Genomic DNA, 19,053 nt, shown 5'->3' on the forward strand with positions numbered 1-19,053 from the left:
TTCATGCCGCTGCAACGCCTTGTGGCGGCATGGAACGCAAATCACATATAGACGCTTTCGGTTCGGTTGCACTGATCATCTTTGCGCTGCACCTGGCGTTCAATCAGGTGGTTATCAAAGTGACCAATGACGGTTTCGCGCCGGTCTTTTCTGCAGGCGTCCGGTCCGCAGGTGCGGTTGTTGTGCTGCTGATCTGGATGAAACTGCGCGGTATCCCAATGAGTGTTCCGCGGGCCGCTGTGCCCGCCGGTGTAATGTCGGGCCTGCTCTTTGGCCTTGAATTCATGGTGCTTTTTTCGGCGCTCGATTTCACGACAGTCAGCCGGGCGTCGGTGATTTTCTATTCCATGCCCGTCTGGCTGGCGATTGCGAGCCATTTTCTGATGCCTTCGGACCGGCTCACCGGCCTGCGCATTGTGGGCCTGGTGCTGGCGATGTCGGGCGTCGCGCTGGCGCTGCTGGACCGCAGCGATGTCAGTGCCAGTCTGATCGGTGATCTGATGGCGCTCACGTCGGCGCTCTGCTGGGCAGGGATTGCGCTTTGCGTCAAAATCACCCCGCTCAGTACTGTACCGCCCGCCCAGCAACTGCTGTTTCAGGTGGTGATTTCTGCACCGGTGATGCTGGTTGCGGCGCTGTTTATCGGTGAGTTCCTGCGTGACCCGGAGCCTATCCACTATGCCGGACTGCTTTTTCAGATCGTGGCAGTGGCAAGCCTTGGCTTCCTCGCCTGGTTCTGGCTGATGTCCATTTACCCGGCTTCATCTGTTGCGTCCTTCAGCTTTCTGTCGCCGGTCTTTGCCGTGATCCTGGGCTGGCTGTTACTGGACGAACATGTCGGCCCGCAGGTCTGGATGGCGCTGGTTCTGGTGGCGGCCGGCATCTGGCTGATCAACCGCCGTCCCCGCGCGGCTTAAGTCCCGCAGAAGGTTGCCGGTACGCGCTGAGCCGTTGTGGGTGGGCGCATCAGATCGGTGTCATCAGTGCTGAACGGATTGTGCAGCGCGTTCATAAGGCGTTGAAATGGTGCGAAATCGTCCGCCACAGCAGCGGTGATCATTTCCTCAATGCGGTGGTTGCGCGGAATGATCCGGGGAGAGGACGCCTGCATAACACTCTCCGGTGATTTTTCGCGTCCGATCCGCTCCAGCCAGCGCGTATGCCAGGCGTCAATTGCCTCGCGGTTCAGGAACTGGTCGCGGGCCTCTCCCCGAGCGAGCGCATCGAACGTATTCGTGAAATCGGCCTGCTGATCCTGCATCAGAGCCAGCAGGTCGTCGATCAGCGCAGTATCCGCAGGCTCAGGCGCAGAAATACCGATTTTGGAGCCAAAAGCCTTCAGACGTGCGGCCTCCACCTGATCCGGCATTGCGTGTACGATTTCAGTGGCCTCTGCGACGCCTTCCGCCGGATCGTCCAGCTGCTGCAGCAGTGCAGTCGCAAACTGCGCCATGTTCCAGACGATGATGCCCGGCTGGTTTGACCAGGCGTACCGCCCGTGTCTGTCGATGGATGAAAATACCGTATCGGCGTTGAACTCATCCATGAAGGCGCAGGGCCCATAGTCAATCGTCTCGCCGGAGATTGTACAGTTGTCTGTATTCATCACACCATGGATGAACCCAAGGGACATCCATTTCGCTACAAGATCAGCCTGTGCCGCACATACCGCGCGCAACAGCCCCATGGGGCCATCCGCCTCCGGCCAGTGCCGTGCGACAGCGTATTGTGTGAGTTCGCGCAGCGCATCCTTTTGTCCGCGGGAGGCAAAAATCTGAAAGGTGCCCACCCGCAGATGGCTGGCCGCCACACGGGTCAGTATGGCGCCGGGCAGCACGGATTCGCGCAGCACATCCTCGCCGGTCAGGGTCGCTGCCAGCGCGCGCGTTGTGGGCACACCAAGCGCATGCATCGCCTCGGACACAACATATTCACGCAGCACAGGCCCAAGCCAGGCGCGGCCATCCCCCATACGGGAATAAGGCGTTGGCCCCGAGCCTTTGAGCTGGATATCGCGCCGCACACCATCGGTGCCCACGACCTCGCCCAGCAGAATGGCGCGACCATCGCCCAGTTGGGGGTTGAAGTTGCCGAACTGATGGCCGGCATAAAGCTGCGCCAGCGGATCCGCACCGTCGGGCACGCGAACGCCGGAAAAGACCGCGGCACGGTCCTGGTCATCGGCGTCCGCCAGACCGAGAAGCTGGCTCAGTTCCTCATTGTACGCGATGAGGCGGGGTGCGCGCACCGGCGTCGGCGCCTGACGGGTGTAGAACAGCTCCGGGAGCCGCGCATAGGAATTGTCGAAAGGAACGGTAACCTGCATGCCCCTGATATAGGCCCAGGCCGCGCGCAGCACCAGCCGGATCAGAAAGAACGTGTCATCAGCATATAGCGGTCACGCTCGCGGAAACCCGCGCGGGCGTAAAGGCGGTGTTTGGCGGTCTCATCACGGTCAACTTCAAGGTGCAGCGCCTTCAGCCCGGCACCGGCAAGCGCACGTGGCAGGCTTTGCAGCGTTTCCGAGGCGACCCCGCGCCCTCTGACACCGGGGCGCACGTAGATTTCGTCAATGAACCCGTCGAGGCCGCCGAATTCGACGGACCAGCCAAAGGTGACAATGACATAGCCGATCGGAGCCCGTGGCGGACCGATCAGGTAAGCGGCTCCGTGCGGGATGCCCTCGAGCAGAGGCAGAATGCCGTTCTGCCGGGCCTCAGCGGACAGAGTGATGCCCTGTTCCGTGTGGAACGCGGCCACAAGGGCGTCCAGCCGTTCGAAATGCTCCGGTGCTGCGAGGGTCAGAGAGGCACTCACAGGCGGCCCAGCCGTTCCGTCAGCAGCCCGAAGAACGCGTCCGCATCCAGATCGCCGATAAAGAGCGCATTGGCAGGCCGGTCCGTAACACCCCACCAGTCTGCAACAGTCATGCCCATCGTCAGCTCAGAATCCGTCTCGATTTCCACGTTGATCTGACGGCCGGTAAAGATGTCCGGGCGGATCAGATACGCGGTCACACAGGGGTCATGCAGAGGCGCGCCGGCGGATCCATATTTTTCCTTGTCAAAGCGCTCAAAGAACTCTGTCATCTGCGCCACGGCGATCCCTACGGGCGTGCCGAGCGCGCGGAAGGCTTCGTTGCGTGGTTGCGTAACAAGTGCCTTGTGTGTCACATCCAGCGGCATAACCACGATCGGAATACCGGATTTGAAAACAATATCAGCTGCTTGCGGGTCGACATAAATGTTGAATTCCGCGGCCGGTGTGATGTTACCTACCTCGAAATACGCGCCCCCCATCAGCACGATTTCCCGGATCCTGTCAGCGATATCCGGCGCGCGTTTCAGCGCCTTGGCGATATTTGTCAGCGGTCCCAGCGGGCACAGGGTGACGCTGCCTTCCGGTTCCGACCGCAGTGTTTCGATAATGTAGTCAACGGCATGCTGCGCCTGTAGCGGCATCTCAGGATCGGGCAGTTCCGGGCCATCAAGGCCTGTTTTGCCGTGTACATGCTCTGCAGTGACCAGATCTCGTCCCAGCGGACGGTCGCAGCCTGCATAGACGGGAACATCAGGGCGCTCCGCCAGTTCGCAGATCATCCGCGCGTTACGCGAAGTGAGTTCCAGCGGCACATTGCCGGCCACACAGGTAATACCCAGCACGTCGATCTCTTCGGGGCTTCCAAGTGCGAGCAGAATGGCAACCGCGTCGTCCTGACCCGGATCTGTATCGATGATAATTCTGTGCTTTCCCATGCGCGCTTTCTGAAGCGCCGGACAGCGAGAGTCCAGTACACATTGTCGTCAAAACGGTGCCGTATTTTTTCGGGATACAGGCAGCATGGAAGATGTTTATGCATACAGGCTCCAGGGCCGGCGCGCGGTCGTCTGGATCGCGAGTATCCTGATGGTCCTGGTGCTGACCATGGCTGCCACGCAGAGCGCGCCATGGTATATCTGGGTCGTCTGGGTTCCGGTTGCCGCGTTTTTGCTGAATGAACTGATAAAAAACCCTGTTCGGGGCCTGCGGTTGACGCGGGATACCCTGATCCTGTCGCCGTGGCAGCGTCCGCGTGCGGTCGCGTTGCGGGACATTGAAAAAGTCGAATTCATCGAATGGAGCGACAGCACGGACATGGAAGTTCACACGGTTTCCGGCGATGTCATCCGTGTGTTCAGCGGCGATATTCCGCCGCGCGGGCCCTTCATTGGGCAGCTTGTCGCTCTTGGGGTTCGCGTCACGGAACGCTAGCTGCGGCGTTCGTCAGCCTTTACCGCATCCCAGAGCGCATCCATCTCCGCCAGATCGCTGTCGGCCGGTGTTTTCCCCATCTCAGCCAGGCGCGTCTCGACGCCTTCGAAACGGCGGGTGAATTTGGCGTTGGCGGCTCTGAGCGCCGCCTCCGGATCCAGCCCGAGGTGCCGGCCAAGGTTTGCCATCACAAACAGCAGGTCACCGAACTCCTCTTCGATCTCCGCCTGGCTCAGCGTGTCGCGTGCCTCAGCAAGTTCTGCGGCTTCTTCGGTGATCTTGTCCATCACCTCATCCGTTGAGGGCCAGTCAAAACCCACCCGGGCTGCGCGTTTCTGCAGTTTCAGGGCGCGCAGAAGGGCGGGCAGACCGATGGCAACGCCGTCCAGTGTGCCTTTCTGTTCTTTTCCCGCACGCTCCGCTGCCTTGATCTTTTCCCAGTCCGCCGTCTGCTGATCCGCGCTTTTGTCCCGGCTCTCGTCGCTGAAAACATGCGGGTGACGGGCGACCATCTTATCGGAAATGGCCCCGACCACGGTTTGGAAAGTGAAATGCCCGGCTTCCTCGCCCATTGCGGTGTGATAGACCGTCTGCAGCAGCAGATCGCCAAGCTCGCCCTCCAGCTCGGCCCAGTCGCGGCGCTGAATAGCATCGGCGACCTCATAGGCTTCTTCGATTGTGTAGGGCGCGATACTGTCGAAATCCTGCTCAATATCCCATGGGCAGCCGGTCTGCGGGTCGCGCAGACGCCTCATAATTTCCAGAAGGCGTTCAATTCCCGCATTGGTATTGTGGATCAGGTCTTCTGCCATTGCAGCGCGCGCCTCTTCGGTGTCTGATGCACCTGAATGGTTTTTCCCCAAGGAGTCTACCCCATGCCCGTCGTAAACCGTATTGCCGCCATGAAGGAAGAGATCACGGCCTGGCGTCAGCACCTGCACACCATCCCGGAACTGGGACGCGAATGCCACAAAACGGCGGCTTTCGTGGCGGAACGGCTGCGGGAATTCGGGGTGGATGAGGTGCACGAGGGGTTTGCGACGACGGGCATTGTTGCGATCATCAACGGGCAGGGGGACGGGCCGACAATTGGTCTGCGTGCGGACATGGACGCCCTGCCGATGGAGGAAACTGCGCCGCTGGAATACGCGTCGACGCATCCGGGGAAAATGCACGCCTGTGGTCATGACGGACACACGGCCATGTTGCTTGGGGCCGCCAAGTACCTTGCAGAGACAAGGAAATTTTCAGGCCGCGTGGCGTTGATCTTTCAGCCGGACGAGGAAAACACCGGCGGGGGAGAGGCGATGGTCCAGGAGGGGATCATGGACCAGTTCGATATCGGGCAGGTCTATGCCATCCACAACAACCCGACCCGTGAGGCTGGCACCTTCGGTGTAAACCCGGGGCCGATTATGGCTGCGGCAGATGAATTCACCATCCGGATTTCCGGTGTTGGCGGTCACGCCGCGCGCCCGCACGCCTGTGTGGATCCGGTGGTAGCAGGGTGCGCTATGGTGCAGGCGCTGCAGAGCATCGTCAGCCGCAACAGCGACCCGATGGAGCAGCTGGTCATTTCCGTCACCCAGATCCATTCGGGCACTGCGCATAACGTCATTCCGGAAACCTGCGAGATCAATGGCACAGTGCGCACCTTCAGCAAGGATGTGCAGGCAATGGCGGTCAGTCGCATCGAAGAGATCATGGCCGGGCAGGCGGCATCTTACGGTGTGACCGCCGATCTTGATTACACCTACGGATACCCACCCACGATCAACAGGGCGGACAATGCGGCTTTTGCGGCTGAGGTCGCCAGTGAGATTTCCGGCGAGGATGCTGTGGATGCCAATGTTACGCCGGTCATGGGGGCAGAAGACTTTGCATACATGCTCGAAGCGCGGCCCGGCGCCTATCTCTTCCTCGGTCAGGGTGAGGGGCCGATGTGCCACCATCCGCAGTACAACTTCAATGATGAGATCGGGCCGGTTGGTGCTTCGTTCTTTGCGCGGATCGTTGAGCGCGCACAGCCGGTGGCCGGATCCTGACGCAATGGCACTGGAAGACGCAAAGAACCAGATTGATCATGCCTTCACGCGCGACGATCTGAAGGGCAACAGTTTTGAGCTGACCTTTGCCGGTGCGACCTCGTTTCTGCGCCGGAGGTACACCAAAGACCTGAGTATCGCAGATATTGCTGTGACCGGCGTGCCGTTTGATCAGGCGGTGACCAACCGCACCGGCACCCGGCTCGGGCCACGCGCGATCCGCGAGGCCTCGACCCTTCAGGCCCCTGATGCGCCCTATGGCTGGCCCTTTGATGTGATGCAGGAATTCGCCATCGTGGACTACGGTGATCTGGCCTTTGATTATGCCAATGTGCCCGCGTTTCCCGGTGCGCTGACCGATCATATCCGCGGTATCCTTGCCCATGATGTGCCCAGCGTCGTTCTGGGCGGTGACCACTATATCACCTTTCCCATCCTCAAAGCCTATGCCGAGAAATACGGGCCCATCAGCCTGCTCCAGTTTGATGCGCACACGGACACCTGGCCCGACGATGACATGGACCGCGTGGATCATGGCACCATGTTTTATAAGGCGGTGAAGTCCGGCATCGTGGATCCGGCAACCTCGGTGCAGGTCGGCATCCGGACCACCAACGAGGACACACTGGGCGTCAATGTCATCGACGCACGTGAGGTGCACGAACAGGGCCCGGTCGCAACGGTGGCGCGGATACGCGACATTCTGGGCGAGCGTCCCACCTATCTGACTTTTGACATTGATGCACTGGATCCGGCCTATGCGCCCGGAACCGGCACACCGGTGTGGGGTGGTCTGACGTCGGCGCAGGCGGCGTCTATGCTGCGGGATCTGGCCGGTATCAACATCGTTGGCGGCGATGTTGTTGAGGTGTCACCGCCCTTTGATACGACTGGTGCTACTGCCATTGCCGGCGCACATGTGGCGACAGAACTGTTGTGCCTGATTGGCTGGAAGCTGCGGGGAGGCGCGTAATGGCCGAAAAAATCAACCGATCAGCGGCAATGATCTCGCGCGGTTTTCGGGTCCGAACAGTTTCATGCGCCTGCCGATGGTCAATGATCTCAAGGGGCTTGATGTGGCGGTGCTGGGCATTCCTCTGGACATTGGCACCTCGTGGCGGTCCGGCACCCGGTTCGGGCCAAAACAGGTCCGCGCGGAAAGTGCTATGATCCGGCCATACAACATGGGTACCGGGGCCGCCCCCTTTGACAGCCTGCAGGTTGCCGACATCGGTGATCTCGCGATCAACACATTTTCCCTCAAGGAAAGCCTGCAGATCATTCAGTCGAGCTATGATGCGATCCTGAACTACGACGCGATGCCCATGGCGATCGGCGGGGATCATTCCATCACGCTGCCGATCCTGCGGGCGATGCACAAACGTTACGGCCCGCTGGCTCTTGTGCATGTGGATGCCCATGCGGATGTAAACGAGGATATGTTCGGCGAACGCGAGACACATGGCACCGTTTTCCGCCGGGCCTATGAAGAGGGGCTGATCGATCCGCAGAAAACGTATCAGGTCGGGCTCAGGGGGTCGGGATATACTGCGGATGATTTCAAAGAGGCACAGCGCTGGGGGTTCCAGCAGTTTCCGGCGCGCGAACTCTGGCACCGCAGTCTGACCACGCTGGGCGGCGAGATCAGGCGTGATATAGGACCCGATGCGCCGGTCTATGTCACCTATGACATCGACAGCCTCGATCCCGCCTATGCGCCCGGCACAGGGACACCCGAGATCGGTGGTCTGACCACACCGCAGGCCATGGAACTGATCGCCGCACTGAAGGGTCTGAACATCGTGGGCTGCGACCTTGTTGAGGTGTCCCCGCCCTATGACACTTCGGGCAACACAGCACTGACTGGCGCGAATATACTGTTCGAGCTGCTCTGTGTGCTGCCCGGTGTCAAGTTCCGTTGATCCGGACAGGGAAGGGGCCGGTATGCGTTTGATCCTCGGTGGAACGGTTCTGCTGGTGCTGGCGGTCATGGTGGCCGCCCGGATGGCACCGCATGATCCTGACCGATGGCACCGTCCTGTCACCGCGGACAGCGATCAGGATATGGCCGGCGGGGCAATCCGTGTCATACCGGCGGGGCCGGACGCGCTGAAACGTGCAGATGCTGTGATGCAGGCGCTGCCCCGCACGACCCTGCTGGCCGGCTCCGTCGACAAGGGGCTGATCACCTATGTCACGCGGTCCCGCGTGTTCGGATTTCCGGACTACACAACGCTGCAGCAGACCGACGGTACACTCCGTGCGCACGCCAGGCTGCGGTTCGGATACTCAGATCTGGGGGTAAACCGCCGGAGACTGGAGCAGGTTCTGACCACCTTCGAGTGAGGAGGACAGACAACCGGGTTCCACTTCCCGCCACATCGGCACGTTCAGAGACATCTGGCACTGGGCCATGAACATACGCCCGTCCACCTGCATACAGATGGTCTGACCCAGTTCAATGCGGGAGCCGGTGCGGTCCGTGCAGTAGCAGTCTACCGTTTTCCCACTGGGTGAAGTCACATCTGCAGAGGCTGGCAGGCCCGCAAGGATCAGAATGCAAATAAACCGTTTCATGCGCGTATCCTATCACGTCAGCACGCCTTGACCAATGCCTTTCAATGTCGGATTGCAGAGGCATGATCCCGATGGACCGCCTTGAACAGATCACCGCCCGCTTTCAGTATCTGGAGGCGGCGATGGCCGATGGGGCCTCGGGAGCTGACATTGCGGAACTCGGGCGGGAGTATTCCGAGTTGCGGCCCGTGGTGGAACAGATTGCATCCTATCGCCAGCTTCTGAGTGATCTTGCGGATGCCGAAGAGATGCTTGCCGATCCTGATATGACGGAACTGGCCCGCGAAGAAATTCCTCAGCTCAAAGCTGCCATTCCCGAGGCTGAAGCCGCCCTTCAGCTGGCGCTGCTGCCACGTGACAAGGCCGATGCCAAACCGGCAATGCTTGAAATACGCCCGGGCACGGGCGGTGACGAGGCGGCACTTTTTGCGGGCGATCTGATGCGTATGTACCAGCGCTATGCCGAAGCGCAGGGCTGGGCCTTTGACGTGGTCGAACTGCAGGAAACGGAACTGGGTGGCGTAAAGGAAATGACGGCCCATGTCCGCGGGCAGAACGTTTTTGCCCGTCTGAAGTTTGAGAGCGGCGTGCACAGGGTCCAGCGTGTGCCCAGCACTGAAAGCGGTGGCCGGATCCATACGTCGGCTGCAACGGTCGCCGTGTTGCCGGAAGCTGAAGACGTGGACATCCGCATAGAGCCGGGTGACCTGCGCATCGATACGATGCGGGCGTCCGGCGCGGGCGGGCAGCACGTGAACACAACCGATTCCGCGGTGCGCATCACCCATCTGCCGACGGGGCTGGTCGTGACCAGTTCCGAGAAATCGCAGCACCGCAACCGCGAGATCGCCATGCAGGTGCTGCGTGCGCGGCTCTACGATCTGGAACGCAGCCGGGCAGACAGCGAACGGTCTGCCGACCGCGCCGCACAGGTCGGCTCCGGTGACCGGTCAGAACGTATCCGGACGTATAATTTCCCGCAGGGGCGCGTGACGGATCACCGGATCAATCTGACGCTCTACCGGCTGGATGCTGTGATGCAGGGTGATCTCGATGAAATCGTTGACGCGCTGACGGCAGATGCGCAGGCGCGGATGCTGGCCGAGATGGGCGCATGACCACAGCCGCCGAAGCGATGGTCACGGCCGTTGCCCGTCTGCGGGCCGCTGGTGTGCCGGACCCGGCGCGCGATGCCCGGCTGCTGCTGGCGCACGCAGCACAGGTGGACGCGGCGCGCGTGACCCTGATTGCGCCGGAAGATATCGCCCCGGAAATAGCCGAACGTTATGATCAGCTGATCGCACTTCGTGCGGTACGTGTTCCGGTGTCACAGCTGATCGGCGCACGTGCTTTCTATGGGCGCGACTTTGCCATCAGCCGGGACGTGCTGGACCCGCGCCCGGAGACCGAAAGCCTGATTGAGGCTGCACTTGCGGCACCGTTCGCGCGCGTTCTGGATCTTGGCACCGGGTCCGGCTGTATCCTGGGGACGCTGCTGGCGGAACGCATCGCTGCCACGGGTGTGGCGGTGGATCTGAGTGAGGCCGCCTGTCTGCAGGCCAGCGCCAATCTGGTCCGCCTCGGCGTTCAGGAACGTGCCGAAGTGCTGCAGTCCGACTGGTTTGAAAAGGTCGAAGGCCGTTTTGATCTGATCATTTCCAATCCACCTTATCTGGCCGCGGGTGAAATGGCCGATGTGCAACCCGAACTCAGCCGGTACGAACCCCGCATGGCCCTGACAGACGAGGGGGACGGGCTGAGCGTTTACCGCCTGATTGCAGCAGAGGCCCAGCAGTATCTGAGCGCCGAGGGTCGCGTTCTGGTTGAAACCGGATGGCAGCAGGGCAGCGCCGTTAGGGATATCTTTCGCGACCAGGGCTGGGGTGAGGTGGCGATTCTCCCAGATCTGGACGGCCGTGACAGGGTGGTTTCAGCGGCTAAACCGGGGTGAATTGGTCTGAAAAGACACGAAAAACTGCGTAATATGACCCAAAAACCGGAATACCCCTTGCGGCAACGCATGAGCCGTGCTTATTCCTAGGGCGTTGCAGCGGTGGATATGCCAAAGGCATGGTCCCGCGCGGCGTTAAGCCCAACATATCGCATTCCGGTCCAACAAAGCGCGCAGCGCGCAACCGGCCCTACGATCAACAGCACGAAGGCTGAGACAGCTTCATGAAATCATCGAGATCCCGGTCCCGCTCGAAGAGCAACCGTAACCGGTCGAATAACAATCAGGGCGGCAACGTCGTCAACCGTGTGTTCGACAGTTCGGGCCCGGAAGGGAAGGTCCGCGGCACGCCGCAGCAGATCATCGAGAAATACAACCAGCTTGCACGGGATGCGCAACTGAGCAATGACCGCGTCGCGGCTGAGAACTTTCAGCAGCACGCGGAGCATTACACCCGCATGCTGAGCGAGGCGCAGCGCGAGATTGAAGCGCGCCGCGAAGAGCAGGAGCGCCAGAACCGCGAACGCCAGGCGGAACGTGACCGCGAACGTGCGGAACGTCAGGAACGCGAAGCGCAACAGCAGCAGAACCAGCCCGACCAGCAGCCGCAGGGCGGTGACAGCAGTGAAGACGGCGACAGCAATCTGGTTGAGACACCGGAGAGCAAACCCCGCCAGCGTCGCGCACCGCGCCGCAAACCGCGTCAGCGGGCGGACAATGATGCCCCTGAGAAACCCTCAGGTGGCGGCGATGATGCGCCGGAGGCGGCTGAGTAAGCCATCCTGCGGTTTCGCTTCTTTCCGTCAGTTCAGTTCGTTGCGTTCAGGTCCGAGCGACCGCGCGGGCCAAGGCGCAAAAACCTTCCAGGGGGATCTGTTCCGCGCGATCCGTAGGGCGAATGCCTGCCGCGATCAGGCGATCTTCGATATCCGGTGCGACCCCCTTCAGCGAGGCCCTTAGCATTTTCCGACGCTGATTGAAGGCCGCAGCCACAACGCGGCTCAGGACGGCCGCATCGGCCTCAAAGCGAGGTCGCTCCAGCGCATTCAGATGCACAACGCTGCTCGACACTTTCGGCGGGGGTGTGAATGCTTCAGGTGGCAGCTGCATCACAATCCGTGCATCCGCCCGCCACTGTGACAGGATCGCCAGTCTGCCATAGGCTTTGCTGCCGGGCTGCGCCACGATCCGTTCTGCCACTTCACGCTGAAACATCAGGGTCAGGCTCTGCCAGAAGGGCGGCCATTCAGCAGGCGTCAGCCAGCGTACCAGCAGTTCCGTGCCGACGTTATAGGGCAGGTTCGCCGCAACCCGTATGGGCGGTGTCAGACGATCCAGCGGATCTATGTCTAGCGCGTCACCGTTTATGACTTCGAGCCTGCCCGGACTTGCATCCGCGATTTCCTGCAGGGCGGGCAGGCAGCGCGCGTCCTTTTCTATGGCAAGCACCCTGCGCGCGCCCTCGGCCAGCAGCCCGCGCGTCAGACCGCCCGGGCCGGGGCCGATTTCCAGGACATCACAGGCGGACAGGTCGCCGGCTTGACGGGCAATTTTCGCCGTCAGGTTCAGATCCAGCAGAAAATTCTGCCCCATGGATTTGCGGGCCTGCAGGTCGTGGGTGCGGATGACTTCGCGCAGGGGGGCAGATTGTCGATTGTGGCCATCTCAGAGCGCTCCGGCCATGCGTGCTGCGAGACGGATAGCTTCTGTCATGCTCAAAGGGTTGGCAATGCCTTTCCCGGCGATATCAAACGCGGTGCCATGGTCCGGTGATGTGCGGATAAATGGCAGCCCGAGGGTCACGTTCACGCCCTGGTCAAAATCCAGGGTTTTTATCGGGATCAGCGCCTGATCGTGATACATACAGATCGCCGCGTCGTAGCCCGCGCGGGCTGCTGCGTGAAACATCGTATCCGCGGGCAGCGGGCCTCTGATCTGCATGCCCTCACCAGCCATGTCCCGGATCAGAGGTGCGATCCAGTCGAGTTCTTCCTGTCCCATCGCACCGCCTTCGCCCGCGTGCGGATTGAGTCCGGCCACGGCAAGGCGCGGGTTCGCAATACCAAACCTGTCGCGCAGATCCCGGTGGGTGATTTCCACTGTTTCGCGCAGCAACTCCGGCGTCAGTTCCTGTGGCACGTCCTGCAGGGCAATGTGGATCGTCACGGGAATAACGCGCAGTGCCTCAGAGGCCAGCATCATCACCGCCCGGGTGTTCTGTCCGGCCAGAGCGCCGAGGTATTCGGTATGACCGGGATATTGAAAATCAGCCCCGTCAATCAGTGCTTTCTTGTGGATGGGGGCCGTGCACAGGGCCGCGGCCTGTCCCGTGTTCACGAGGTCAACGGCGCGCGCAATCACATCAATCACACCCTGCGCATTCCGCGGGTCAGCCTCACCTTTGTCCGCAGTCCCATCGAACCTGTGCGGCAGGACAGGCAGGGCTTCTGCACAAACCGCTCCGGCCTGATCCAGCGTGCTGATCTCCTGCCATTGTGTTTCGTCGGGAAGATGGCGGGGATCACCGATCCAGGCCATGCACACCGTATCACGCAGCGCCGACCAGGCGCCCACAGCGATCTCCGGGCCAATTCCTGCGGGCTCGCCGCAGGTGATCAGCACCGGCAATGGCCGGTCGGTCATGGTGTTTCGATACGGGCGTCAGCGCGCAGCTGTGCGAGGTAGCCCTCGGAGTAGTTGTTTAGTGTCCGCGACCGGATCGCTGCGGCGGCATCCTCACGTTCGACTTCCTCGTTCACGGCCGCTGTACGACCGCAGAGCATAAGGAAAACCAGCGTCTGGCCGTTATTGCGCGTCAGGGCCGTCGAAATCTCGCCCGGATCAAGTTTACTGAGCTCAATGGCGATGTCCTGCGGGATTTCTGCAGGCGGCAGGGCTTCGCGGACCAGAACTTCTTCGGGCTGCCCCTGGGCTGTTGCGAAAAGGTCGTCACAGCTGTCGGTTTCAGCACGCAGATCACTGGCAGCAGCCAGGCCGGCAGGTGAGAGACCGCCGGGGATATAGTAGGCGGCGTATTCAACGGACGCATAGGCGCGTTCTGCAGCTGATGTTTCCTGAATGTCGCGAAGCTGGAAGAGGGCCACGGCATCCGGAAGCGGCAGCGGATCAGTCACATCGCCGGGAGCGAGTGACAACAGAAGAGGCCGCAGTACAGGCGCGAGCTGCGCCAGAGGTTGCCAGGGCAGCCGGCCGCCTGACGTACGCGATGCCGTTGCAGAAAACCGGCGGGCATAGTCGGAGAACTCGGCCTCGGACTGGGACAGTCCAATCTCGCGGGCCAGTTCCTCAACCTCGGCGCGCCGGTCCGCAGGTGCGGGGATAATGATCTCCGAAACCAGCACACGGATACCGCCGGAACTGGTAGAGGACGCGAGCGCGCGGTCGATCTCTTCTTCGGAAATCTGCAGACGACGGCCGAAACGCCCGGCGATCAGATCGCGCCACGTCAGGCCGACGCTCAGGAACGATACCAGTGTCGCGCGGTCCACGCCGTTCTGTTCAAGCTGCGCTATGAACTCATCCGGTTCCAGGTTTGTACGCGCGGCAAACTCCGCAATTCCGGCTTCCAGACCTTCCGGGGTAAGGGTCAGTCCGGCGTCATCTGCGGCCTGCGCCCGCAGACGTTCGTCGATCAGCGTTTCGATTACCGCTTCACGGGAACTGCCGGGTGCGTTCAGCAGCGTCAGAAAGCGCTGCCGCTGTTCCACCTCGTATTCCGTCACAACGTCGTCATTGACGAAAACCACCGGGTCAAACAGGCCCTGTGCTGCCACCGGCGCGGCGCTGAAGGTGGCTACGGCCAGTGCCGCAGCAGTTCCCAGACGTTTTATGATGCTCATTTTGCCTAGCTTTTGCATGTTCTTGCGTATGTATCTGTGCCTTTGCGTGCCGAGAAGCCACGCAGGCCGATGTTAAACCCCAGACTGGTCGAAGGCTCAAGGCTTGTCGAGGTTGTAAAGCGGCGCGCAGCCGAGACATCCACCGTCACGCATTCATTGCTGTAGTTGAACCCGATTCCGACAGTGGTCGCCCGGTTGTCAGTCAGGTCATACCGCCAGTCCGCATTTGCCGTCCAGTGCCGGTCCACCCTGTAGGAGCCGTCGAGCGAGATCTCAGATACGTCGTCTGCGGAGGAAATATCCGCATCTTCCACAAGCCACAGGTACATTCCGGTGACGCTCGTGCGTGCGTTGCTGTACTGTCCGCGGATCTCGGCCTTTGTGAAGTCAAAACTGTCGCTGAAGAGAGTTCGGGCTGTGATGGCCCAACCGGTGCGCGTTTTCATTTGTCCTGCCACCAGGAAATCAGATGTCCCGCCCGTCAGACCGGAAGATTCTGAAAAGCTGTCATCTGCCATGTTCCGGAAAACCTGCCCCAGTGTCAGCGATGTCTCCAGCCCCTCCGGATCAGACCGCGCCCAGTTGATCCCGTAGGCGCCGACCGTGCCCCTTTCGCGCCGGTCGGGCGCCGGAAACCGCGAAAGTGACAGCAGGTTACCTGCGTCAAACTCAACCCGTGTGCTTTCTTCGTTGGGGATGTCCAGCCGGTCGCCACCTGTCCAGCCGATCTGGGCGACCGGCTCCAGAAAGTGCGTAACACCTTCCGCGGATTGACGCGCCATCGGATAGCGGAATGCGATGGCGCCACCCGGGGTCAGCTGGGTCTGGTTTTGATTGGTTGTGCTGTCCTGGGTGACGTTGAAGATGTCTCCGGCGAGGGTCAGCGTCGTTTCAGTGCGCAGGCCACCAGGCAGTGTCCAGCCCCGCAGCCAGGAGGCATCGACATTAAAGCGGGAAACGTCGCGCCCGACAATATCGTCGTCAGAATAGCGGTAATGGCTGTGTGCTTTGGCATTCAGCCGGAATTCGCCCCCCGTGAGCGAAGGAAAGAAACGCTTTTCATAAACCCCGTCCGCCACAATGGTCGGCAGTGTCGAGTTATCATCCTCGTCCCGCAGTGACCTGAAGGCAATGAGGCTGCCTGAGATGAATTCATCCCGACGCGCCCGCTGCACATTGAGCTCGCTGTCGAGCCGGTCTTTGTCCGAGAAATCGTAGTCTTTGAGATACGCGTCATCACTGGTCGTTTCGATGTCAAAGGTCAGCCGGAAATCGTTCTGGAGTTCAAAGGCACCGAATCCGAAGACATACCCACGCGTGTCGCCGGGGCGTTCGTCATCGCGGCTGATCGCCGTGTTGAACTCGATACGTCCGTTCACAAAAGCCTGACGGTACCGCAGCTCGAGGGTGCGTGTCCGGGATGAGATGTAGGGCGTTACAGTGACGTCGCGATGGTCGTCAATGACGATAAAATAGGGAACCTTGATTCCGGTCGCGAGTTCGGACGTCGTGCGCAGGGACGGGATCAGAAAACCGGTTGCACGCTCAAGTGTGGGATCCGGCAGGCGCAGGCGTGGAAGATAGGCAATCGTCGTATTACGGATCATGAACTGTGCCTGATCGAAATAAAGCTGCCGTTCTTCGCGGTCATGGATGACGCGTTTGGCGCGGATCTGCCAGAGAGGAGGCTTGCCGTCTTCGCAGACCTGACACGAGGTCACCGCTGTTTTGTAAAGCTGGTCATAACGGGGGCTGACCCGCTGCAATTGAATGGCTGCGAGCTGAAGCTGCTGGCTCAGCACCAGACGTGCGCCCTTCAGAAGACCGGCCTGCAGCCTGCTGTCCAGTTCGGCGGCTGACGCCAGGATGGTGCTCTGGCCAGCGTCCGTCAGAACAATGGGGCCCTGCACCGTCAGAGCACCGGTGCTGCGGTCATAGCGGATTTCCTGGGCGGTCATGCGCGACGTGCCCTGAAACGCTTCTACGTTTCCACGCGCGACCAGCACGCGGTCCTGACTGATAAAAAGTTCATCCGCGATCAGGACCGCAGGTTTCTGTCCGTCACCGGCATCCTGCGCGGCAACTATAAGCGGCGCCAGAACCAAAAGCAGCAGAGTCAGAATCAGTCGCATCAGATCAGCCGTCCTCCGCATGAAGCAGGAGGCCAAGCGCCAGCAGAACAGCGGCAGCAGGTGGGGCCCAGGCCGCAAGATATACCGGTATCTGACCGTTTTCCCCGAGGATCTGCGCAAAACTGCGGATGAAATACAAACTGAACCCCAACAATACAGCAGCCAGCACCGCCATACCGGTGCCCCCGAAACGGGTATGGCGCATGGTAAACGCGCTCGCAACAAGAACCATCGACATCAGGAACAGCGGGCGTGCCAGTTCGGACTGAAACCAGACCCTGTGCTGGCGCGATGAAAAGCCCGCCTGATCCAGCTGGTCTATGAAATCAGGCAGTTCCCAGATCGAAATCGAGCCCGGCCGGCCAAAGCTCTCGCGGATGCGTTCAAGGGTCAGCGTGGATGGTACTTCAAGCCGTTTGTGGACCTGCGCATTTGCTTCGGGGTTCTGGCCCTCCCGCAGTGACCATTCCTTGGCATTCTTCAGCACCCAGCCCCCGGGTTCCAGGGCGGCGCTTTCGGCTCCGATCCGCCGGACCGGGTTACCGCCCGGCGCGTATTCCATGAACATCACATCATAAAGAACTGACGCATCTTTGTTTGAGCGCCACGCGCGGATGACTGTCTGCCCCGTTTCGCTGCCCTGTCGCAGCCACAGGCCTTCGCGCGAGATGGACAGGGTTGACGCGCCTCCCGAGCGGTAACTTTCCGTGAGCTGGCTGTATCTGGCCGAAGTGCCGGCCACAATCGGGTTCAGCATGGTCACAGCAAGTCCGCCAATGATGACTGCCACAACAACAGGTGCGATCAGCGTCCGCAGCGCAGATCGCCCGGCAGCCCGGGCGGCGACAAGTTCGGACGACCGTGCGAGACCGACAAACAGGACGACGGTCGCCAGAATCATAATGAGCGGCAGGATCTGATTGATGGTTTCAGGCACATTCAGAAGCGTCAGCCCCAGGATCTGAGCAAAACTGATTCCGAAATCACCGAATTTACGGGTCTGATCCACAAGGTCGACAAGCGCCACGAGCGCAAAAAGAACCACCGTGATTACAAGAATGCTCATGGCAAACCGGCGGGCGAAGTAAAAGTGCAGAATCACGCCACAACCTCCTTTGCGACACGCCGGCGTCGTTTGGGTCGGGCGGCAATCCAGAGCATGCTCAGAGCCACCAGTGCACCGGTTAGCACGGGAAGGTAGAGTATCGGCCAGAGCCGCGCGTCGTCCCGGACGGGGTCTACGAGTGTACTGCGCACGCCATCAATCAGGACCAGCAGGCCAAAGGCGAGACAAGCCTCGCGCCAGACGCCGAACCGTGAATACCCGCCAATGAGCAGGGTCGTGAACCCGATCAGTGCTGCGACGATGCAGAACAATGGTTCAGCAAACCGTGCATGGAATTCTTCTGCGAGAGTGCCTTCCGGCTGGCCTGTTCTTTCTGAAAGCTCCTCACGCGGTGTCAGAAGCTGTGGTGTTGTCATAGTACGCGCACGCACCGTGACACGCGTGTCGTTCCGTACCAGCGATGAGATGTCAAAAGAGAAATCCCGGAAATTCGCGATAGACAGCCGGTTGCGGAACGTCCCCAGACGCTGGGCCATGCCATCCACCATAATCAGCGTTGTACCGGTCCCGTTTCTGATCAGATAGGCTTCGGTGGCCGTGTAAATGACGCCTTCGGTGGGATCACGCCGGTCCGACAGGAACACGTCGCGCAGTACACCATCGGCATCAATCTCGCGGGTGTAAAAGGTCACCCCTGCCGAAGGGTTCAGGAAGGTTCCTTCGGTCAGAAGACGGGCGGTCGCGTTTTGTGATATTTCTGCTTCGCGCTCGTCCAGCTGTTGCTGTGCCAGTGGCACCAGAAAATGCTGGAGCACGGATGCCATGACAAAGACAATCACACCAAAGACGAGGACCGGGCGGGCCAGCCGGAACGGCCCCGAGCCGGTGGCCTGCATAACGGTAAGCTCGCTCTCGTTATTCAGACGGTTGGTCACGTACACAGCCGCACAGAAGGTCGCGATGGGCAGAACTGTTGTAATGAGTTTTGGCAGGCCGAGCGCGGTGAACTCAAGAAACACAAGGGCAGACTGTCCATCACTGATCAGGCGGTCAAACAGCACCACGGCGCGGTTGATCCAGAAAACAGCGACCAGCACCAGTGCGAAAAACCCAAACAGCAGCAGCAGTTGCGACAGCACATATCTGTCAATTCTGACCAAGCTGTCCCCCT

At 60.6% G+C, this 19,053-nt stretch carries 19 protein-coding genes and 1 pseudogene; 9 read left to right on the forward strand and 11 right to left on the reverse strand.

Translation table 11 applies throughout. From position 1 onward, the window contains the following. The first annotated feature begins 29 nt into the window (after positions 1–29). Positions 30–917, forward strand: coding sequence for a DMT family transporter (locus ACZ1HA_RS05980; protein WP_472713234.1), 888 nt, complete (start codon positions 30–32; stop codon positions 915–917). Here the strand turns inward: ACZ1HA_RS05980 and ACZ1HA_RS05985 are convergent. Genes ACZ1HA_RS05985 through ACZ1HA_RS05995 form a run of 3 tightly spaced genes read right to left on the reverse strand, consistent with a single transcriptional unit; the run spans position 914 to position 3,755 of the window. Continuing rightward, entirely contained in the window at positions 914–2,326 is a 1,413-nt protein-coding gene (locus ACZ1HA_RS05985) for a protein adenylyltransferase SelO (protein WP_472713235.1), read from the reverse strand. The two genes, ACZ1HA_RS05980 and ACZ1HA_RS05985, sit on opposite strands and share 4 nt — an antisense overlap. A 41-nt stretch (positions 2,327–2,367) precedes the next feature. Continuing rightward, positions 2,368–2,817: a GNAT family N-acetyltransferase gene (locus ACZ1HA_RS05990; RefSeq protein ID WP_472713236.1), complete on the reverse strand. Its 450-nt coding sequence runs from the start codon at positions 2,815–2,817 to the stop codon at positions 2,368–2,370. After that, positions 2,814–3,755, reverse strand: coding sequence for a nucleoside hydrolase (locus ACZ1HA_RS05995; RefSeq protein ID WP_375227926.1), 942 nt, complete (start codon positions 3,753–3,755; stop codon positions 2,814–2,816). Before ACZ1HA_RS05995 ends, ACZ1HA_RS05990 begins: the two co-directional genes overlap by 4 nt. Positions 3,756–3,840: 85 nt before the next feature. On the opposite strand from ACZ1HA_RS05995, the gene ACZ1HA_RS06000 reads away from it, so the two are divergent. After that, positions 3,841–4,251: a hypothetical protein gene (locus ACZ1HA_RS06000; protein WP_375227925.1), complete on the forward strand. Its 411-nt coding sequence runs from the start codon at positions 3,841–3,843 to the stop codon at positions 4,249–4,251. Here ACZ1HA_RS06000 and mazG read toward each other — a convergent pair. Then, the gene (gene mazG / locus ACZ1HA_RS06005) at positions 4,248–5,063 is read right to left on the reverse strand and encodes a nucleoside triphosphate pyrophosphohydrolase (protein ID WP_472713237.1); all 816 of its coding nucleotides are present in this window, start codon (positions 5,061–5,063) and stop codon (positions 4,248–4,250) included. The two genes, ACZ1HA_RS06000 and mazG, sit on opposite strands and share 4 nt — an antisense overlap. A gap of 63 nt (positions 5,064–5,126) precedes the next feature. Here mazG and ACZ1HA_RS06010 point away from each other — a divergent pair, with 63 nt between their 5' ends. Genes ACZ1HA_RS06010 through ACZ1HA_RS06025 form a run of 4 tightly spaced genes read left to right on the forward strand, consistent with a single transcriptional unit; the run spans position 5,127 to position 8,642 of the window. Further along, positions 5,127–6,296 (forward strand): M20 aminoacylase family protein, encoded by a 1,170-nt coding sequence (locus ACZ1HA_RS06010; protein ID WP_472713238.1) that lies wholly within the window; start codon positions 5,127–5,129, stop codon positions 6,294–6,296. A gap of 4 nt (positions 6,297–6,300) precedes the next feature. Then, positions 6,301–7,269 carry an agmatinase gene (gene speB, locus ACZ1HA_RS06015; protein WP_472713239.1) on the forward strand — a complete coding sequence of 323 codons (969 nt, stop codon included), beginning with the start codon at positions 6,301–6,303 and terminating at the stop codon, positions 7,267–7,269. After that, positions 7,241–8,218, forward strand: a complete 978-nt coding sequence (gene speB / locus ACZ1HA_RS06020; protein ID WP_472713240.1) for an agmatinase — start codon at positions 7,241–7,243, stop codon at positions 8,216–8,218. The genes speB (ACZ1HA_RS06015) and speB (ACZ1HA_RS06020) overlap by 29 nt, the downstream gene beginning before the upstream one ends. A gap of 22 nt (positions 8,219–8,240) precedes the next feature. Continuing rightward, positions 8,241–8,642, forward strand: a complete 402-nt coding sequence (locus ACZ1HA_RS06025) for a DUF1499 domain-containing protein (RefSeq protein WP_472713241.1) — start codon at positions 8,241–8,243, stop codon at positions 8,640–8,642. On the opposite strand, the gene ACZ1HA_RS06030 is transcribed toward ACZ1HA_RS06025, so the two are convergent. Further along, the gene (locus ACZ1HA_RS06030; protein WP_375227921.1) at positions 8,586–8,873 is read right to left on the reverse strand and encodes a hypothetical protein; all 288 of its coding nucleotides are present in this window, start codon (positions 8,871–8,873) and stop codon (positions 8,586–8,588) included. The two genes, ACZ1HA_RS06025 and ACZ1HA_RS06030, sit on opposite strands and share 57 nt — an antisense overlap. 62 nt (positions 8,874–8,935) lie before the next feature. On the opposite strand from ACZ1HA_RS06030, the gene prfA reads away from it, so the two are divergent. The 3 genes from prfA to ACZ1HA_RS06045 all read left to right on the forward strand — a co-directional run bounded on the left by prfA (position 8,936) and on the right by ACZ1HA_RS06045 (position 11,600). Continuing rightward, entirely contained in the window at positions 8,936–9,991 is a 1,056-nt protein-coding gene (gene prfA / locus ACZ1HA_RS06035; protein ID WP_472713242.1) for a peptide chain release factor 1, read from the forward strand. Further along, a complete protein-coding gene (gene prmC / locus ACZ1HA_RS06040; protein WP_472713243.1) occupies positions 9,988–10,824 on the forward strand; it encodes a peptide chain release factor N(5)-glutamine methyltransferase in 837 nt (278 codons plus the stop codon). Before prfA ends, prmC begins: the two co-directional genes overlap by 4 nt. Positions 10,825–11,048: 224 nt before the next feature. Next, positions 11,049–11,600, forward strand: a complete 552-nt coding sequence (locus ACZ1HA_RS06045) for a DUF4167 domain-containing protein (RefSeq protein ID WP_375227918.1) — start codon at positions 11,049–11,051, stop codon at positions 11,598–11,600. Between the two features lie 46 nt (positions 11,601–11,646). On the opposite strand, the pseudogene rsmA reads toward ACZ1HA_RS06045, so the two are convergent. From rsmA to lptF, 6 genes and pseudogenes are all read right to left on the reverse strand, one after another. After that, positions 11,647–12,488 (reverse strand): annotated as a pseudogene (gene rsmA, locus ACZ1HA_RS06050) (16S rRNA (adenine(1518)-N(6)/adenine(1519)-N(6))-dimethyltransferase RsmA). Between the two features lies 1 nt (position 12,489). Further along, on the reverse strand, positions 12,490–13,467 hold the full coding sequence (gene pdxA, locus ACZ1HA_RS06055; RefSeq protein ID WP_472713244.1) for a 4-hydroxythreonine-4-phosphate dehydrogenase PdxA: 978 nt from the start codon (positions 13,465–13,467) through the stop codon (positions 12,490–12,492). After that, positions 13,464–14,684 carry a peptidylprolyl isomerase gene (locus ACZ1HA_RS06060; RefSeq protein WP_472713245.1) on the reverse strand — a complete coding sequence of 407 codons (1,221 nt, stop codon included), beginning with the start codon at positions 14,682–14,684 and terminating at the stop codon, positions 13,464–13,466. Before ACZ1HA_RS06060 ends, pdxA begins: the two co-directional genes overlap by 4 nt. A gap of 5 nt (positions 14,685–14,689) precedes the next feature. Then, positions 14,690–16,816, reverse strand: coding sequence for an LPS-assembly protein LptD (locus ACZ1HA_RS06065; protein WP_472713246.1), 2,127 nt, complete (start codon positions 16,814–16,816; stop codon positions 14,690–14,692). Positions 16,817–16,820: 4 nt separating this feature from the next. Beyond that, a complete protein-coding gene (gene lptG / locus ACZ1HA_RS06070; RefSeq protein ID WP_472713247.1) occupies positions 16,821–17,918 on the reverse strand; it encodes an LPS export ABC transporter permease LptG in 1,098 nt (365 codons plus the stop codon). After that, positions 17,915–19,042 (reverse strand): LPS export ABC transporter permease LptF, encoded by a 1,128-nt coding sequence (gene lptF / locus ACZ1HA_RS06075; protein ID WP_472713248.1) that lies wholly within the window; start codon positions 19,040–19,042, stop codon positions 17,915–17,917. The genes lptG and lptF overlap by 4 nt, the downstream gene beginning before the upstream one ends. Positions 19,043–19,053: the final 11 nt, after the last annotated feature.

This window comes from Roseobacter sp. S87 (genome assembly GCF_055693285.1).

What these genes read in the sequence shown, in the direction of transcription:
- speB (WP_472713239.1), top strand. Translation starts at nt 6,301, where the DNA reads ATGGCACTGGAAGACGCAAAGAACCAGATTGATCATGCCTTCACGCGC.
- ACZ1HA_RS06030 (WP_375227921.1), bottom strand. Translation starts at nt 8,873, where the DNA reads ATGAAACGGTTTATTTGCATTCTGATCCTTGCGGGCCTGCCAGCCTCT.
- mazG (WP_472713237.1), bottom strand. Translation starts at nt 5,063, where the DNA reads ATGGCAGAAGACCTGATCCACAATACCAATGCGGGAATTGAACGCCTT.
- ACZ1HA_RS06065 (WP_472713246.1), bottom strand. Translation starts at nt 16,816, where the DNA reads ATGCGACTGATTCTGACTCTGCTGCTTTTGGTTCTGGCGCCGCTTATA.
- ACZ1HA_RS05985 (WP_472713235.1), bottom strand. Translation starts at nt 2,326, where the DNA reads ATGCAGGTTACCGTTCCTTTCGACAATTCCTATGCGCGGCTCCCGGAG.
- prmC (WP_472713243.1), top strand. Translation starts at nt 9,988, where the DNA reads ATGACCACAGCCGCCGAAGCGATGGTCACGGCCGTTGCCCGTCTGCGG.
- ACZ1HA_RS06045 (WP_375227918.1), top strand. Translation starts at nt 11,049, where the DNA reads ATGAAATCATCGAGATCCCGGTCCCGCTCGAAGAGCAACCGTAACCGG.
- ACZ1HA_RS06010 (WP_472713238.1), top strand. Translation starts at nt 5,127, where the DNA reads ATGCCCGTCGTAAACCGTATTGCCGCCATGAAGGAAGAGATCACGGCC.
- ACZ1HA_RS06060 (WP_472713245.1), bottom strand. Translation starts at nt 14,684, where the DNA reads ATGAGCATCATAAAACGTCTGGGAACTGCTGCGGCACTGGCCGTAGCC.
- ACZ1HA_RS06025 (WP_472713241.1), top strand. Translation starts at nt 8,241, where the DNA reads ATGCGTTTGATCCTCGGTGGAACGGTTCTGCTGGTGCTGGCGGTCATG.
- ACZ1HA_RS05995 (WP_375227926.1), bottom strand. Translation starts at nt 3,755, where the DNA reads ATGGGAAAGCACAGAATTATCATCGATACAGATCCGGGTCAGGACGAC.
- prfA (WP_472713242.1), top strand. Translation starts at nt 8,936, where the DNA reads ATGATCCCGATGGACCGCCTTGAACAGATCACCGCCCGCTTTCAGTAT.
- ACZ1HA_RS06000 (WP_375227925.1), top strand. Translation starts at nt 3,841, where the DNA reads ATGGAAGATGTTTATGCATACAGGCTCCAGGGCCGGCGCGCGGTCGTC.
- pdxA (WP_472713244.1), bottom strand. Translation starts at nt 13,467, where the DNA reads ATGACCGACCGGCCATTGCCGGTGCTGATCACCTGCGGCGAGCCCGCA.
- ACZ1HA_RS05980 (WP_472713234.1), top strand. Translation starts at nt 30, where the DNA reads ATGGAACGCAAATCACATATAGACGCTTTCGGTTCGGTTGCACTGATC.